The sequence below is a fragment of the Evansella halocellulosilytica genome, assembly GCF_002335745.1.
GTDB lineage: Bacteria > Bacillota > Bacilli > Bacillales > Salisediminibacteriaceae > Bacillus_CA > Bacillus_CA halocellulosilytica.
On record NZ_NIST01000001.1, the window covers coordinates 3,122,197 to 3,138,961 of the forward strand.

Sequence of the window (16,765 nt, forward strand, 5' to 3'; positions counted from 1 at the left end):
TTTGAAGAGGATCGATGTTAATAAATGAAAGAATCTGTTAGAAAATCACTACATTGGAGCTGGATGATAGCCGTTATCACCTTGGTGTTAGCGGCTGTTTTTGCGATTGTATCAACATCTATTTTAAGCGGTGTATCTTGGGGAATTGGAATGGTTATCGTCCTTTCTATTGTATTATTAGGTGTGTTTTTTGATACAATTGGAGTAGCTGCAACTGCAGCGAGTGAGCGACCATTTCACGCGATGGCTGCTGAAAAGCTGCTTGGAGCAAGACAAGCAGTTCAGATTACACGGAACGCCGATAAGTTTGCGAACTTTTGTAATGATGTAATAGGTGATATAGCAGGTGTAATTAGTGGGACAGCCTCTGCGTATGTTGTGTTAAGATTCTCATTGCAATTAGGATATGAAGAAGGGACTACTGTACAGTTTCTCATTTCTGTTCTTTTTACAGCTATCGTTGCAGCGTTAACAGTAGGCGGTAAATCTGTCGGAAAAACATTAGCCATTCAATACTCAACTGAAATCATATATCAGGTGGGTAGATTATTTTACTTTTTAGAGGTAAAATTGAGGATAACCATCTTCAATGGTAGAAAACGTAAGAAAAATAGTAATAAGAAAAATATAAGAAAGTGAGGGTTTTTCTTGGATTTGTCTAGCATTAAAGACCCAGAATTTTTAAAGAAATGCAGCAAAACCGAATTGGAAGACCTTGCTCAGGACATCCGTGATTTTTTAATTGAAAAATTATCTGTCACTGGTGGTCATCTTGGGCCCAACTTAGGTGTTGTAGAGCTTACATTAGTATTACATCAATTATTTGACAGCCCGAAAGATAAATTTATTTGGGATGTTGGTCATCAAGCATATGTCCATAAAATATTGACAGGCAGAGCTGATCAATTTGATCAGCTTAGACAATATCAAGGGTTATGTGGATTCCCTAAACGTTCTGAAAGCAAGCATGATGTTTGGGAAACGGGTCACAGTTCTACATCATTATCTGCTGCGATGGGAATGGCAGTAGCGAGAGATATAAAAGGGACCGATGAGAATATCGTTCCAATTATAGGTGATGGTGCTTTAACCGGAGGTATGGCGTTGGAAGCGCTTAACCATATCGGCCATGAGCAAAAAGATTTAATTGTGATCTTAAATGACAATGAAATGTCCATTGCACCAAATGTTGGTGCACTGCATAACATTCTCGGTAGAATGAGAACTGCAGGGAAATATCGGAAAGCAAAAGAAGAATTAGAAATGTTGATTAAGCGAATTCCTGCTTTTGGAGGAAGGTTAGCTGCAACGGCAGAACGAGTAAAAGACAGCTTAAAATATTTGCTCGTATCTGGGATGTTTTTCGAGGAATTAGGTTTTACTTACTTAGGTCCAGTAGATGGACATGATTACGATGACTTGATTTCTAATATTAATTATGCAAAGAAAACGGGAGGACCTGTCCTCGTACATGTTATTACGAAAAAAGGGAAAGGTTATGCTCCAGCAGAAAATGACGCAAAAGGAACGTGGCACGGCTTAGGACCATATAAAATTGAGTCAGGTGAAGTGGTTAAAAAGCCTGGCCCTCCAAGTTATAGCGGAGTATTTGCTGACTCACTTAAGAAAATTGCCCGCCAAGATGAACGTGTTGTCGCGTTAACAGCGGCTATGCCAGGTGGCACAAAGCTAGATGTATTTGAGAAGGAATTTCCTGATCGAATGTTCGATGTAGGTATAGCTGAACAGCATGCAACGACGATGGCAGGAGGGTTAGCAACGCAAGGAATGAAGCCTGTTTTTGCCGTTTATTCAACGTTTTTACAACGAGGATATGACCAATTGGTGCATGATGTATGCCGGCAAAATTTAAATGTGTTCTTTGCGATTGACCGTGCAGGCTTAGTCGGAGCTGATGGAGAGACTCACCAAGGTGTTTTTGACATATCTTACTTAAGGCATTTACCTAATATGAAAATTTTAATGCCGAAAGATGAAAATGAACTTCAACATTTAGTCTATACAGCTATTTGTCATGACGATGGACCAATTGCCGTGCGATACCCTAGAGGTAACGGATTTGGCATAAAAATGGATGAAAGTTTAAAACAATTACCGATTGGTAAGTGGGAAGTATTAAAAGAAGGAAACGATTTATCAATTTTAGCATTTGGAACGATGCTTCCCGTGGCATTGGATGCTGCTGAAATTCTTGAATCAGAAGGAATTCACGTTGAAATCGTAAATGCAAGGTCAATTAAACCACTTGATGAAGAGATGTTAAATGAGTATGCGATGCAAGGGCGTCCCATTTTAACCATTGAGGAAGGAGCAGTTCTCGGTGGATTCGGAAGCTCAGTACTCGAACACTTTCATGCAAACCATCACCATAATATGGTCGTTGAATGCATGGGAATTCCTGATCGCTATATTGAGCATGGAAGTGTGCCTCAGCTACTAGAAGAGGTAGGGTTAACACCACAATCTGTTGCTGAACGCGTTTCACAAATTCTTCCGAGAAAAAGGAAACGAGCTTAACGAATGGAAAAAAAAGAACGAATAGATATTCTATTAGTTGAAAAAGGTTTAATTGAAACGCGAGAAAAAGCAAAGCGTACCATTATGGCTGGGTTAGTATTTGTTAATGGGGAACGCATTGATAAGCCGGGCACAAAAGTGAAATGTGACAGTCAAGTAGAATTAAAGGGCCAGTCAATTCCATATGTGAGCCGTGGAGGCTTAAAATTGGAAAAGGCAATCGAGGTTTTTCAATTAAACTTAAATCATGCTGTAGTTCTTGATATCGGTGCATCGACTGGGGGATTTACGGATTGTGCATTACAAAACGGAGCTAAACTCGTTTATGCGTTAGATGTAGGCTACAATCAGTTAGCATGGAAGTTGAGGCAAGACGAACGAGTCATTGTAATGGAACGCACGAATTTCCGCTATGTGACTGAAGACGATTTTCCACATGGAATACCTGACTTTGCAACGATCGATGTTTCGTTTATATCATTGAAGTTAATTCTTCCTGTTTTAAAATCTTTATTAAAAAAAGGTGGACAAGTTTCTGCATTAGTAAAGCCACAATTTGAGGCAGGGAGAGAAGAGGTTGGGAAGAAAGGGATCATTCGTGATAAAAAAGTGCATATTCGTGTACTAGAAGAAATCATTCAGTTTGCAAATGAAGTTGGTTTTAACATTGAAGGAGCTACTTCTTCTCCAATAAAAGGAGGAGAAGGGAACATTGAATTTTTGTTACATCTATCTAACCCTGAAATCGTTGAAAATGAATGGAATATAAATGTTGCACAGGTCGTCCAGGAAGCACATCAAAAAAGTCAATAGATAAAAGGGGGAGCGTTGAAGCTTTCCCTTTTTCTTGTTGTTGTACTGATTTTTCCAATGGGAATTTTGAGTATATAAATCAATCACTTTTTATGCAAAAAAAGTATATTTATTGTATAAATATAAAAAATCATTTAATATGATAATACAGTAACTTAAAGTATTTTTGGAATATCCTGTTATTATTGGAGGAAATAGAATGAACAAAGGTCAACGACATATTAAAATTAGAGAAATTATTTCAAACCAGGAAGTTGAAACACAAGATGAATTAGTCGATCAGTTGAGGGCAGACGGGTTTAATGTTACTCAAGCAACAGTTAGCAGAGACATTAAAGAGTTACACTTAGTAAAAGTGCCTATGATGGACGGTCGTTATAAGTATAGTTTACCTGCTGATCAGCGATTCAATCCATTGCAAAAATTAAAGCGCTCTTTAATGGACAGCTTTGTTTCTATTGACCAAACAAGTAATATGATTGTCATGAAAACGCTTCCAGGTAATGCCAATGCAGTTGGTGCTCTTATTGATAATTTAGACTGGCATGAAGTGATGGGAACCATTTGCGGTGACGACACATTATTGATTATTTGCAGAGCAGAGGCAGATACCGAACGAATTAGTGAACGTTTTTTAGAGATGCTCTAAAAGATTTTGTAATGTTACGATAGAGTAAAGGTGTTTGTTATGATATTCATGTGCACAAAAATGCTCCTAATTCGTTTTAAGGAGTCTTATATTAATGCTTTTGAAAAGGATGTGTAGCCAGTGTTAATGGAGCTCTCAATCCGAAATTTTGCAATAATTGATACGATGACAATATCTTTTGATGAAGGTTTAACCGTTTTAACTGGTGAAACAGGAGCGGGGAAGTCGATTATTATAGACGCAATTGGATTATTAATTGGCGGCAGAGGCTCAGTTGAATTTGTACGTCATGGGAGTAAACGAGCAGAAATCGAAGGACTTTTTTCACTAGATGAAGAACATGAAGTTTATCGACTATTCCAGGACTTAGGAATAGATATCGAGGAAGACCAAACGGTTTTATTAAAAAGAGAAATCACGAAACAAGGAAAAAGTGTTTGTCGCATCAACGGTAAATTAGTAACATTAGCCGTTTTGCGGCAAATCGGACAAATGATTGTCGATATTCATGGTCAACATGAACATCAGCAATTATTACAGACGGATAAACAACTTACTTTATTAGACCGGTTTGCTGAGGATCGAATTAAAAAACAAAAACAAGAATATACAGATTTATTTAAGTCTTTTATTAAAAAAAGGAAAAGTTTGCAGCAACTTTCCGAAAGCGAACAAGAAGTAGCTCAACGTTTAGATTTAATTAAATATCAATATGAAGAAATTAAAAATGCAAATTTACAGCCAAAAGAAGACGAAGTGTTAAATGAAGAGAAAGTTCGTTTAGCAAATAGTGAGGAATTATTTAAGAACGCACATGGTGCCTATGAATCCTTATATGGAGATAATAAAGGTTTAGAATGGATAATGGCCGCGATGAATCAAATCGATGAAGCTTCAGAAATGGACGATCGGTTACATAAAGTGAGAGAAACAATAACAAATTGTTACTACTTATTAGAAGAAGCTACATTTTCGATAAGAGATTATTATGAGAGCATCGAATTTGATCCTGATCGTTTAAATGAAATTGAACTAAGGTTAAATGAATTAAGTCAGCTTAAACGAAAGTATGGAGATACAGTAAATGATGTACTCGAATATGCCTCGAAAATTGAAGAAGAGGTGGACACACTCACTAATCGTGATGAAAGGTTACAGCAATGGGAAGAAGAGCTTGTGGGCTTAGCAAAAGACCTTTTAGTTGAAGGCAAATATTTAACAGAGATTCGAAAAACAGAAGCTCAAAGACTTGAAGAACAAATTCAAATAGAGCTATTTGACTTATACATGAAAAATACAACGTTTAACGTTCATTTTCACGAAAAGCAATTTACAATCGATGATTTACTGTCCTTGAAAAAACCATTACCAATTACGAAACACGGAGTGGACGACATATCTTTTATGGTTGCGACGAATAAAGGAGAACCTTTAAAACCGCTGGCAAAAGTTGCATCAGGCGGAGAAATTTCAAGGATGATTTTAGCTTTAAAAAAAATCCTTGCTACACATGAAGGTGTAACGTCATTAATTTTTGATGAAGTGGATACTGGTGTAAGTGGAAGAGTAGCACAAGCTATAGCAGAAAAAATACATCATATATCCACAGGGTCTCAAGTCCTTTGTATTACACACCTTCCTCAAGTAGCAGCTATGGCTGACACGCACTTATTCATTTCAAAAGGTGAAGAAGGAGATCGGGTTACAACTTCAGTAAAACCATTAGATGAAAATGATCAAATTGAAGAGCTGAGCCGAATGATTTCCGGAGTTGAAATAACTGAGTTAACGAAGGAGCATGCCAAAGAATTAATCATTCAGGCAAAGCAAATTAAACGAGAGCATGATTGAAGTATGTAAAGCTAACCATTTTAGGTTAGCTTTTTTATTTAGAAACGGTTATAAATGTCGCGAGTCAAGGCAAAATTAGTAGTACAGCCATGGTGGAGGTGTAGGTTAGGAGCGAGGAGAGTGAAAAGGTTGAAAAATGCAAAGGTCCGTAAATTTATAGGTGCAATTCTCCTTGTACTATTGTTCTCCGCTGCGTTTTATCCTCCCATTCAACAGTACGTATCAATTCCGGACGAAATGGTGTTTTTTGAAGGGCAAACTTATGAACTTCAAACAACCATGCCAGTGCTTTCACACGATGAAAGTGCTGTAACATTAAATGAAGCTGGTGGAATGAAAGAAATTAAAGGTATTAATCCTAAAGAAAGTTCATTGCAATTTGGAGTTGGACGAGTACCTTTAAAATCAATGGATGTCACGGTCATCCCGAAGCTTAAAGTGATACCTGGTGGCCAATCAATTGGTGTAAGAGTGCAAACTGATGGCGTACTCGTCGTTGGACATCATCTTATTGATACGAATGATGGAAATGTTTCACCAGGTGAAGATGCCGGGATTCATATAGGTGATATTATTACGAAAATGGACGGCGTTAATATTGAAGAAATGAGTGATATTAATGAAGTAGTCCAGAATGCTGGAAACACGGATAAGCCAATAAAAATTGAATTAAAACGAAATGGTGAAACGTTAACGAAGGATCTTATCCCAGTAAAAGGGAAAGGTGATGAATCGTTTCGCTTAGGGTTATATATTCGTGATTCTGCAGCTGGTGTAGGTACATTGACATTCCATGAACCTGAATCTAAAAAATATGGAGCATTAGGTCATGTTATTTCAGATATGGATACACGTCAGCCTATTGAAGTCCATGAAGGAGAAATCGTCAGCTCAAAAGTGACGTCAATTGAGAAAGGGCTGACAGGTGAACCTGGAGAGAAACTCGCTCGATTTGCAAATGACCGCAAAGTATTAGGGAATATTCAAAAAAACAGTCCTTTCGGTATTTTTGGTGAATTAACAGAAGACGTATCAAATGGTCAAGTTAATGAACCGATGGAAATTGGCTTATCACACCAGGTAGAAGAAGGTCCAGCAGAAATTTTTACTGTTGTGAATGGAGATGAAGTAAAGCGATTTGATATTGAAATCGTCAGCAGTACAGAGCAAAAATATCCAGCTACAAAAGGTATGGTCATCAAAGTGACTGACCCTGATTTGTTAGATGCTACAGGAGGAATCGTTCAAGGGATGAGCGGGAGCCCGATTATCCAAAACAACCGTATTATAGGAGCTGTAACTCATGTTTTCGTGAATGATCCCACGAGTGGATACGGCTGCCACATCGAATGGATGCTTCAAGAAGCAGGAGTCGATATATATGGTGAAAGTGCGAAGGCGAGCTAACTACTCAGTCTTCGCTTTCTTTTTTATGTTACTAAAAGAATATTGCGACCTTTTCAGGACAAACTTACAACTAATATGTTGGAAAGGTGGTATTAAATAAAAATCCAGAAAATTATTATGCTGAAGTTGAACAAGGAAATTTAAAAAGAGAAAAAATTCCTAAAGAAAATAACTTTGGTCAAGCAGGGGAAACATATCGAAGGTTTACTAATTGGGAAAAGGACGAATTAGTTTCTAACTTAGGAGTCGCATTAGTTTCATGCAGAAAAGAAATCCAAGATAAAATGATAAGTATGTTAACTGAATGCGATGAAGAGTACGGGCTGAGAGTAGCTGATAAAATTCAAGAAGCAAGTGATCAAGAAGGGACAAAAATGGATCAAGCTGTTGAACCAGCTGAAGAACAAGGTCATATTTCAGATCCGTATTAAAATACCTCATTTGATGTATGATTTTAAGTGAGGCACCTGTATGTGGTGCCTTTTTGCTTTAATCTTAGACTCCATTTCACCAATAGAAAAATTCACCTTTAACAATCGTTTAGGGCTGTGATAAAATGAATGACAAGATAAAGATTTTTCGACAAACTTATTTTTATATATGTTGTATGAAATCGAATGTAGTCGAAAAACAGAGCATTAGTGAATAAACGAAAGAAAACTAAAGTTTTTTAAGAAAAAATAAAAAAATAAAAAGGAATACTATTCTCATTGTCGAATACAGTGTTGACCGAATCTAAAATAGTAATTGGGGAGGAACAAAAGTTGGAAAAAGTTAATGTTTGTGTAGCTGATGATAATCGTGAATTAGTTATGTTATTAGAGGATTATATTAATTCGCAAGATGACATGGAGGTAATTGGAAAAGCTTATAATGGACAGGAGTGTCTTGAATTAGTTGATGAAAAACAGCCAGATGTTTTAATTCTGGATATTATTATGCCTCACTTAGATGGGTTAGCTGTACTAGAAAAGTTAAATTCCCGTCAAATGTCAAAACGTCCAAATATAATTATGTTAACTGCATTTGGACAGGAAGATGTGACGAAGAAAGCAGTAGAACTAGGTGCATCATATTACGTTCTAAAGCCATTTGATATGGATACTTTAATGAACAAAGTAAGAGATGTAAGTGGTAATGGAACTCCATATATTAAGTCTACGACGACTACTGCACCGAAGGAAAATAAACCGATGAATTTAGATGCAAGCATTACAAGCATTATTCATGAAATCGGTGTTCCGGCACATATTAAAGGATATATGTATTTACGTGAAGCCATTACGATGGTTTACAATGATATTGAATTGTTAGGTTCAATTACGAAAGTATTATATCCAGATATAGCTAAGAAATACAATACAACTGCGAGTCGTGTAGAACGTGCGATTCGTCATGCCATCGAAGTAGCTTGGAGCCGTGGAAATATCGAATCGATTTCGAAAATGTTTGGATACACAGTCAGTGTGTCGAAAGCAAAGCCGACAAACAGTGAATTTATTGCAATGGTTGCCGATAAATTAAGGATTGAACATAAAGTTAGCTAATCAGCATTTAAAGCATTGATACAATTGAATATTTTGGAAATATCTAGTTGTTTTTATCTAGTTATGGCAAATAACAAACTTCTTTTAAATCCTCATAATAACCGTTGGGTTACAAAAAGACACTATTTTTTACTGGTCTGTATAAGACAGTAAAAGGTGGTGTCTTTTTATTTTGAAGTCTTTGATAAAAACGGACATCTACGGAATGGAAAACGACTCAACAAGATGAATATTAACTTTACAAGCTTTTACAGGGAGGTAGTTACTTCGACTCATGAAAATTCAGGGTAAATTAGTAACGAATAATCGGATTTTGTGGGTATATATTCATGTATAGGAAAAAAACGGATGATAACAATGCACCTTTATCGTATAATTAATTGAGTATAGCTTTTAGCTTTTCGAATCATATTTTTAGATGGCGAGGTGAAGAGGATGAGTAAGATCGTTAAAGGTGTCGGGGTTACGAAAGCCGTTAGACATAGGGGAAGCGAAGAGAAATCTGATAACTCTAAGGAAATTAGAAAAGATGAAGTATATGGACTTCAACAGTTTGCTAAATCTAGGGGAGAGTATGATGAATTTTACGATGCAAAATTAGGTGCAAAAGTAGAACAGATTGAAATGAATCGCCAAAAGGCAATGGGGGAATTAAAGAAAAAAGCAATTCCTGCCGGTATTGGTGTCGTCATAGCACTCATGATTCATTTTCTAATTCCTAGTATTGGTACTTATGTTTGGATGGCAGTAGGTGCATACATAGCATATTTAGGTTACACGTATTACAACAACCAGAAAGAAATTGGCTGGGATGTTAAGGATATGATTGTGACAGATTTAGTTGAATTTATGAATCCTAATTTTACGTATGAAAAAAATAAATACGTATCTAAATCTCAATTTAACTATGCAAATGTATTTAAACAAAATCCTGATAGGTATTCGGGTGAAGATTTAATAAAAGGGTATTTAGAGGATGAGGAAGAAGGAGTAAAAACACAACTGTCCTTTTCTGAAGCTACTGCAGAAAAGCGTATAAAATATAAAGATAAAAATGGAAGAGTAAAGTATCGATATGAGACGATCTTTAAAGGACTGTTTTTTAAAGTAGATTTTAATAAAGATACTGAAGGTGTCACGATTGTCGTGCCGAAGCAAAAAAGAAGCATTGGTACAAAGGTTGAAACGTTGATCGGAAAGCATAAAAATAAGCAAAAATTAGAAGATATTGAATTAGAGAATGTTGAATTCATGGAAAAGTTTACAGTAAGAAGTACAGATGGTATATCTTCTAGATATATTTTAACACCAGCTTTCATGAATCGATTGTTAGAATTCTCTGATGGTAAACCAAGAGAAAAACATGCTGATGAAGTTGATGGACCGATAGATGTGCATTCCATGAGTAAGAAAGATGCGATGAAGCAAGCGTGGAAGCAAGGCAGTGCATTAGCGAAAGAAAGCCAAGAATCGGGATATAAACCATATTTTTCATTCAGAGATGGAACGATGTATTTTATGTTGGCTACGGGAAGAAAGCATTTTGATTTTAATTTAATGCAAAAGTTAGATAGAGAAGTAATATATGATTACTTCCGGGATATTAATCGCGCATTAGAGTTAGTAGATGAGTTGAACTTGAACCTTAGAATTTGGTCAAAAAATTAATATAAACAAGAAAGAGAGGAATGAAATTGGGTATTATTATAACTTTTATCGCTTTAGGAATCGTTGTATTATTTGTCATTACAAGCTATAACGGTGTCAAAAAGAAAGGTGTAAGTGTTGATACAGCTTATCGGGATTTGGATGCAGTTTTAGAACAACGCTGGGATCAAATTCAAAACTTAATTAGTGCAGTGAAAAATGAAGTAAAGGCTGAGACTGAGCATGTAGAAAAAGTGGTTGCTATGCGAGCAGGGGTCGAAAATGCAAAAACACCGAATGAAAAAATTGAAGCAAATCAAAAGTTAGAATCTGCAATTAGCGGATTTAGATTACAGGTTGAGAATTATCCTGATACAAACTTTAATGAAGGCTTCAGACATTTACAAAAAAACATTAGTCATCTCGAAGAAACCCTTCAAGCAGCAAGACGTAACTATAATTCGCATGTAAAAGTGTTTAATCAATACATTGCTGTATTTCCAAGAAACATGATAGCAAGTATGTTTAACTTTGAAGCTAGAACGTTCTTTGAAGCTACCGAACATAAACGTGAAGCACCAAGTGTAGATAAAATGTTCGGTTAAATAGCAAAGCTGGGACAAAACCTAGCTATAATAAGTGGCCCTCACTATAGGTGAGAGCCATTTTTTTAGTGCGCCCAGCATGGGTGTAATCTATAGGGTGAAAGTCCCGAACCACGAAGGCAGAAGTAGTGGTTAGCCAAACGCAAGGGTGTCCATGGTGACGTGGAATCTGAAGGAAGCGAGCGGCAGACCTCCGGTCTGAGGAACACGAACTTCATATGAGGCTAGGTATCACTGGATGAGTTTGCTAAACAAAACAAAGTCCGTTCTGCCGAAGGTGGTACAGAGTAAATGAAGCAGATAGGTGGAGGGAAAGATTGCACTCTTACCTGGGGAGGCCTGGCTGTAACGCCAAGCTCACTTGGTAACCTATTTAGTGATAAATAGCTGAACAGTCAGGAGTCAGCAGAGGCCATAGTACTTTGAATGATCTAGAGATTTAAGGGAAGGGCCGAATCATTTAAGAAGAATTAGCGCTTGGCGTACGTATTACTCAATGAAGCAGAAACATATAATCCTTCCTAATGGAGGACGTGGTGAATCCCACAGGGGACATAAGAAGGGCTGAGAGTAATACCACACAAGAAGATGATCTAATTCACGTAGGAGATTGATAAGAATGTTGGAACGAGTTCTATCACGGCAAAATTTAAATCGCGCACTCGAAAGAGTGGAGCGTAATAAAGGAAGTCACGGTGTAGATGGGATGAACGTACAAAACCTACGACCTTATCTTCATGAACACTGGGCATCCCTGCGAGCTCAGCTCGAAAGTGGTACCTATCAACCTCAACCTGTTCGCCGAGTCGAAATCCCGAAACCGAGCGGAGGTAAGAGGAAATTAGGAATCCCGACTGTGATAGACCGTTTCATACAACAGGCTATTGCACAAACACTGAGTGAGGTTTATGACCCAACATTCTCCACCAAAAGTTTTGGGTTCCGACCAGACAAACGTGCTCACGACGCTGTTCGACAAGCTAGGGGGTATATTAAAGAGGGTTGTCGCTGGGTCGTGGACATTGACCTAGAGAAATTCTTCGATAAGGTAAACCATGATAGATTAATGAGAACAATAAGTTATCGAGTGGATGACCCCATACTACTTAGGTTGATACGTAGGTATCTTCAATCTGGTGTGATGGAGAAAGGCCTTGTCAGTCCTAATACTGAAGGGACTCCGCAAGGAGGACCGCTTAGTCCCCTCCTGTCTAACATTGTTCTAGACGAACTTGACAAGGAACTGGAGGAAAGAGGTCTTGCCTTCGTACGCTATGCCGACGATTGTAATATCTACGTCCGCTCTAGAAGAGCAGGTGAACGGATAATGGAAAGTATTACAACGTTTATTGAGAAGAAACTCAAACTGAAGGTGAACAAAGAGAAGAGTGCAGTAGACCGACCATGGAGAAGAACATTCCTAGGCTTCACTTTCACCAACAACATTAAACAACCGAAAATTAGAGTATCCAAGCAAAGTATTCAACGTTTTAAACTGAGAATACGAAAACTCACCTCGAGGAAATGGTCAATTTCTATGGGGGATAGGATAGAGAAAATCAACCGCTATCTGATCGGTTGGATGGGCTATTATCAACTAGCCGAAACTACCTCAGTCTTTAAAAGGATTGATGGTTGGCTTCGAAGAAGGTTGAGGATGATTCGATGGAAAGAGTGGAAGAAGATTAAAACGAAACAAAAGAATCTTAGGAAGCAAGGAATCAATGAACAACAGGCATGGGAGTGGGCTAATTCTAGACTAGGATACTGGCGTATAGCTAAAAGTCCTATATTAGATAGAGCCCTTGATAACCGATATTGGAATAATCAAGGGCTTAAAAGTCTACTTTTGAGATATCAATCGTTACGTTGGACTTAAATGAAACCGCCGTGTACCGAACGGTACGCACGGTGGTGTGAGAGGTCGGGGGTTAGTCACCCCCTCCTACTCGATTATTCTTTGTAAACCACAGGCTCTGCCTGTGTGAAATAAACCTTTAAGGGTTGTATTCGTGAGGATCTCTTTAAAAGTAATGAATAGTTGGAAGGTATACTGTGCTTCTTCCCCTGCAAGATGAATCGAAGAAGAGAATGCGTCGAAACAGCTTGACTGCTTTTCCTACCGCCAAGCTGCACAACTTCTCCTCTTGACGGTACTATGACTGCTTTTCCTGCCGCCAAGGATCACGAAATCTTCTCTTGGCGGTACTATTAGAGAACTCAGCGAAGAGGCGCTCGTTGCTCCTGCGGTTACTCGTCGCAGACTAGTGCTTCTTCCTCTGAAAGATTAATCGAAGAAGAGAATGCGTCGAAGCAGCTCGTAGAGAATTCAGCGAAGAAACGCTCGTTGCTCCTGCGGTTACTCATCGCAGACTAGTGCTTCTTCCTCTGAAAGATTAATCGAAGAAGAGAATGCGTCGAAGCAGCTCGTAGAGAATTCAGCGAAGAAACGCTCGTTGCTCCTGCGGTTACTCGTCGCAGAAAAACAGTGCTCCTGCGGTTACTCGTCGCAAAAGCATTTGCTTGCTTTCACCCTAGGGCACAAGTGCGACATCCGCTCTTACTTCATTTTGTTCGTATTCACGGTGTCTTCTTTGCCACGGACCAAATGAATAACGTCCCTTAAGGGACTCTGTGGTAAAGCGTCCCAATGGATATAATTGATTTATAAATTTGATTCGCGTAATAAAATATACTTATGTTCTTCAACTATATTGCTCATAATAACGTTAAGGTCATAAATAGAGGTGCATGTCATTGTTTGAACCACCAATAGTCGGAAAGGCGTTTAGAGGCAATATTACCAAGAAGCTTTTATTATCAGTTCCTTCTAGATCGATTATTATCATTAATCATGAAGATATTGATACGGTTTCAGCTGAAGAAATGATTCGTCATAATATTAAAGCGGTAATAAATTTAAAACATTCAATATCAGGTAAAGTACCGAATTCTGGAGTTTCATTATTAATACGAAACCGTATTCCAGTTTTTGATTTATTTCTTTCAAAACATACATTTCTACCACAAAGTATGGATGTACGTATTACTGGAGATCGTCTATATGAAGTGAACCATGATCAATTAACGTTTATTGGCCGTTTGCAAAAATATACGAAAGAACAATGTGATGAAAAAGAGCGTGAAGGAAAGAGGAAATTCCCAGTCTTATTCCAGCAGTTTGTAGAAAATAGTCTATTGTATATGTCGAAGGAATTAACGTTATTTCTTGAAGAGGTTGAAAAACTTCCATGCATTTTAAGTATGAAGGCACAACCTGTATGGATAGTCGCTAGAGGGGCTAATTTCTTTGATGAAATAACATATTTAAAGCAATATATGAAGCATGCGGGTACGATCATAGCTGTAGATGGAGCAGCTAATACACTTTATAAACATGAGTTAATGCCAGATTATATTATTGGTGATATGGATTCTATCTCAACAGATATTCAAACGTATTCAAGTGTATTTATTGCCCATTCCTACATGAACGGTTATTCACCTGGAGAAGAAAGATTGAAGCAGTTAGATATTAAACCTTTAACAGTATCGTTCCCCGGATTAAGTGAAGATTTAGCGATTATGTTAGCTTACGTTTCAGGAGCATCACAAATCATAACAGTCGGTTGTCGAACGTCAGTAAAGGAGCTAATAGAAAAAGGACGTAAAGGTATGGCTTCTACACTGTTAACTAGAATGTATGCGGGAGATATTATTCACGAGTGGAAATGTGGCTCCGGAATTTTATCGATGGAACGTTACTCCAAACTTGCACATATTAGTTTACATGAAAATGAGGCGAACATTGATGAAAGCTGATATCGTCATCCCTGTTTATAATGAAGGAGACCGGATTGAAGACACATTAATGTCATTAAAAGGAAAGCCTTGGATAAATCAAATGATTGTAGTAGACGATGGAAGTACAGATCAGACTTACAAACTGTCTGAATGCTATGCAGATATATTAATTAAACATACTGAAAATAAGGGGAAAGATAAGGCTGTTAAAACTGGATTACATTATGTAAATGAAGATTATGTGCTGTTGTTAGATGGCGATCTCGGTACATCTATTGCTGAAGCCGAAAAATTACTCACTCCTTTAATGGAGGAGAAAGTCGATATGACCATTGCAACATTTCCAAGACCTATTCGTGGCGGTTGTGGGTTTGTGAAAAAAAGAGCACGCCATTATGTTTATAAAAAAACAGGTGTCGATATGACATCTCCTCTTTCTGGCCAACGGGGGATCAGAAGCGAATGGATACAATCGATCCTTCAAATGCCTTCTGTCGGTTTCGGGTTAGAAATGTCATTAAATCTCACGTTTTTAAAAAAAGGCGCAATCATTAAAGAAATTGAAACAAATATGTCTCATAGAGAGCATGGTAAAACCGTTTATGGATTTTATCACCGCTTTAAGCAGCTTATCGAAATGGAGAAATCAATATGGCAGCTTGGATAACATGGATTACCGTCATACCTGTATTATTTTGGTTAATGCAAATCGTTTTTAAACGGTTGCAGCTATACACAAAAAACTACAAAGGGTACGATGTTCCTTACAGTGCAGGCACAGTATTTATGTCGATCATCTTTATCGATTACTCATTTCTCCATACTACAGTAACTACAGTTACAGTATTTGTTTACTTACTTAGTTTATGGGTGCTAGGTTTAATCGATGATCGATTTGGTTCAGCATATCCAAAAGGGATTAAAGGGCATTTTTCTTATGCAATTAAACGAAAAATTTATACGACTGGTTTTTTGAAAGCGGTAGGAACGGTAGTTGTGACTACATTCATTTTATTTTTTTCCTATCAAGGTGAAAACCTCATCTTATTCCCGTTCCATTTCCTCCTCTTAATATTAACCCCGCATGTCATGAACTTAATGGATACAAAACCATTACGAGTTTGTAAATTATTATCACTTATATTATTACTACTCACTCCGGTTTTACTTGCAAACAACCAGCTATTAGTTACATTAATATGGATTATTCTATGCTGGTTTATCTTTGAGGGCAAACTGACATCGATGCTCGGTGATAATGGCTCGATGCTAATTGGAGGATGGGCGGCGATTATGGTAATAAACCATACTTCGATATTAGTAGAGTTTATTTTTATGACATTTTGTATATCACTAACTTTATTTGCTGAGAGAAGTTCTATACAAGAGTGGATTTCTAAAACGCCAGTTTTAAATGAGTTTGACCGATGGGGTAGGATAAATGAATAAGGCTGAAAAGCGTATTTTCAGCCTTTCTCTTATTTTTTAAAGCGTGGTGCAACTTTATTATTCTTTCTATCCCGGTGAAGAATAAAACCTCCGATAAACCAAAGACCGATAATGAATGCAATAATTCCAGCAAAAAATTGTAACCATAACCATTCATAAGGCCAAATCAATTGCTGAAATAAAGTGTCTCTCATTAATTTTATCCCGTAACCTGCCAGGAAAATAGGAACTAATAAAATACATAAAGCTAAAAAACGTTGAATCGTCATAACTCGTTATCCTTTCTAACTTCCAAGTTAAATCATCTTCTATTATTTTATCTGAATAATGGTTTGTCAGCAAATATTACTTAAATCCTTTCATAATCCAAAAAAATGTGTATAGTAAAAGATGGTGGGTATGAAAAAATTTGCAGAGTATTGAGAAGTGTTGTGTTTAAAAGATAGCTCACAATT

General features: G+C 37.3%; 15 protein-coding genes. 14 read left to right on the forward strand and 1 reads right to left on the reverse strand.

Annotated features, from left to right (window positions below; all coding sequences use genetic code 11):
• Positions 1-24: 24 nt before the first annotated feature.
• From CD001_RS14975 to CD001_RS15040, 14 genes are all read left to right on the forward strand, one after another.
• Positions 25-639 carry a CNNM metal transporter family protein gene (locus CD001_RS14975; protein WP_096188476.1) on the forward strand — a complete coding sequence of 205 codons (615 nt, stop codon included), beginning with the start codon at positions 25-27 and terminating at the stop codon, positions 637-639.
• Between the two features lie 9 nt (positions 640-648).
• Positions 649-2,538, forward strand: a complete 1,890-nt coding sequence (gene dxs, locus CD001_RS14980) for a 1-deoxy-D-xylulose-5-phosphate synthase (protein WP_096188477.1) — start codon at positions 649-651, stop codon at positions 2,536-2,538.
• A gap of 3 nt (positions 2,539-2,541) precedes the next feature.
• Positions 2,542-3,351: a TlyA family RNA methyltransferase gene (locus CD001_RS14985; RefSeq protein ID WP_096188478.1), complete on the forward strand. Its 810-nt coding sequence runs from the start codon at positions 2,542-2,544 to the stop codon at positions 3,349-3,351.
• A gap of 199 nt (positions 3,352-3,550) precedes the next feature.
• Entirely contained in the window at positions 3,551-4,000 is a 450-nt protein-coding gene (ahrC, locus tag CD001_RS14990) for a transcriptional regulator AhrC/ArgR (protein WP_096188479.1), read from the forward strand.
• A gap of 120 nt (positions 4,001-4,120) precedes the next feature.
• Positions 4,121-5,851 carry a DNA repair protein RecN gene (recN, locus tag CD001_RS14995; RefSeq protein WP_096188480.1) on the forward strand — a complete coding sequence of 577 codons (1,731 nt, stop codon included), beginning with the start codon at positions 4,121-4,123 and terminating at the stop codon, positions 5,849-5,851.
• Positions 5,852-5,971: 120 nt separating this feature from the next.
• Positions 5,972-7,258: a SpoIVB peptidase gene (gene spoIVB / locus CD001_RS15000; protein ID WP_407081108.1), complete on the forward strand. Its 1,287-nt coding sequence runs from the start codon at positions 5,972-5,974 to the stop codon at positions 7,256-7,258.
• Positions 7,259-7,344: 86 nt separating this feature from the next.
• Positions 7,345-7,689 carry a catalase-related domain-containing protein gene (locus tag CD001_RS15005; RefSeq protein ID WP_096188482.1) on the forward strand — a complete coding sequence of 115 codons (345 nt, stop codon included), beginning with the start codon at positions 7,345-7,347 and terminating at the stop codon, positions 7,687-7,689.
• Between the two features lie 381 nt (positions 7,690-8,070).
• Positions 8,071-8,805, forward strand: a complete 735-nt coding sequence (gene spo0A, locus CD001_RS15010; RefSeq protein WP_407081145.1) for a sporulation transcription factor Spo0A — start codon at positions 8,071-8,073, stop codon at positions 8,803-8,805.
• A gap of 435 nt (positions 8,806-9,240) precedes the next feature.
• The gene (locus CD001_RS15015; RefSeq protein WP_096188483.1) at positions 9,241-10,473 is read left to right on the forward strand and encodes a DUF3137 domain-containing protein; all 1,233 of its coding nucleotides are present in this window, start codon (positions 9,241-9,243) and stop codon (positions 10,471-10,473) included.
• A 26-nt stretch (positions 10,474-10,499) separates the two neighbouring features.
• The gene (locus tag CD001_RS15020; RefSeq protein ID WP_179298764.1) at positions 10,500-11,057 is read left to right on the forward strand and encodes a LemA family protein; all 558 of its coding nucleotides are present in this window, start codon (positions 10,500-10,502) and stop codon (positions 11,055-11,057) included.
• Between the two features lie 619 nt (positions 11,058-11,676).
• Positions 11,677-12,936, forward strand: a complete 1,260-nt coding sequence (ltrA, locus tag CD001_RS15025) for a group II intron reverse transcriptase/maturase (protein ID WP_096186737.1) — start codon at positions 11,677-11,679, stop codon at positions 12,934-12,936.
• 878 nt (positions 12,937-13,814) lie between these two features.
• Positions 13,815-14,879 carry a putative cytokinetic ring protein SteA gene (gene steA, locus CD001_RS15030; RefSeq protein WP_179298765.1) on the forward strand — a complete coding sequence of 355 codons (1,065 nt, stop codon included), beginning with the start codon at positions 13,815-13,817 and terminating at the stop codon, positions 14,877-14,879.
• The gene (locus CD001_RS15035; RefSeq protein WP_179298766.1) at positions 14,869-15,528 is read left to right on the forward strand and encodes a glycosyltransferase family 2 protein; all 660 of its coding nucleotides are present in this window, start codon (positions 14,869-14,871) and stop codon (positions 15,526-15,528) included. The genes steA and CD001_RS15035 overlap by 11 nt, the downstream gene beginning before the upstream one ends.
• Entirely contained in the window at positions 15,513-16,310 is a 798-nt protein-coding gene (locus CD001_RS15040; protein ID WP_096188487.1) for a hypothetical protein, read from the forward strand. The genes CD001_RS15035 and CD001_RS15040 overlap by 16 nt, the downstream gene beginning before the upstream one ends.
• A gap of 29 nt (positions 16,311-16,339) precedes the next feature.
• Here the strand turns inward: CD001_RS15040 and CD001_RS15045 are convergent, their stop codons facing one another.
• Positions 16,340-16,579 (reverse strand): DUF2627 domain-containing protein, encoded by a 240-nt coding sequence (locus CD001_RS15045; RefSeq protein WP_407081109.1) that lies wholly within the window; start codon positions 16,577-16,579, stop codon positions 16,340-16,342.
• Between the last annotated feature and the right edge of the window lie 186 nt (positions 16,580-16,765).

Excerpts from the sequence above, each read along its gene's own strand:
- CD001_RS14975 (WP_096188476.1), top strand. The coding sequence starts at position 25 with ATGAAAGAATCTGTTAGAAAATCACTACATTGGAGCTGGATGATAGCC.
- CD001_RS14985 (WP_096188478.1), top strand. The coding sequence starts at position 2,542 with ATGGAAAAAAAAGAACGAATAGATATTCTATTAGTTGAAAAAGGTTTA.
- ahrC (WP_096188479.1), top strand. The coding sequence starts at position 3,551 with ATGAACAAAGGTCAACGACATATTAAAATTAGAGAAATTATTTCAAAC.
- spo0A (WP_407081145.1), top strand. The coding sequence starts at position 8,071 with ATGTTATTAGAGGATTATATTAATTCGCAAGATGACATGGAGGTAATT.
- CD001_RS15015 (WP_096188483.1), top strand. The coding sequence starts at position 9,241 with ATGAGTAAGATCGTTAAAGGTGTCGGGGTTACGAAAGCCGTTAGACAT.
- ltrA (WP_096186737.1), top strand. The coding sequence starts at position 11,677 with ATGTTGGAACGAGTTCTATCACGGCAAAATTTAAATCGCGCACTCGAA.
- CD001_RS15035 (WP_179298766.1), top strand. The coding sequence starts at position 14,869 with ATGAAAGCTGATATCGTCATCCCTGTTTATAATGAAGGAGACCGGATT.
- CD001_RS15040 (WP_096188487.1), top strand. The coding sequence starts at position 15,513 with ATGGCAGCTTGGATAACATGGATTACCGTCATACCTGTATTATTTTGG.
- CD001_RS15045 (WP_407081109.1), bottom strand. The coding sequence starts at position 16,579 with ATGACGATTCAACGTTTTTTAGCTTTATGTATTTTATTAGTTCCTATT.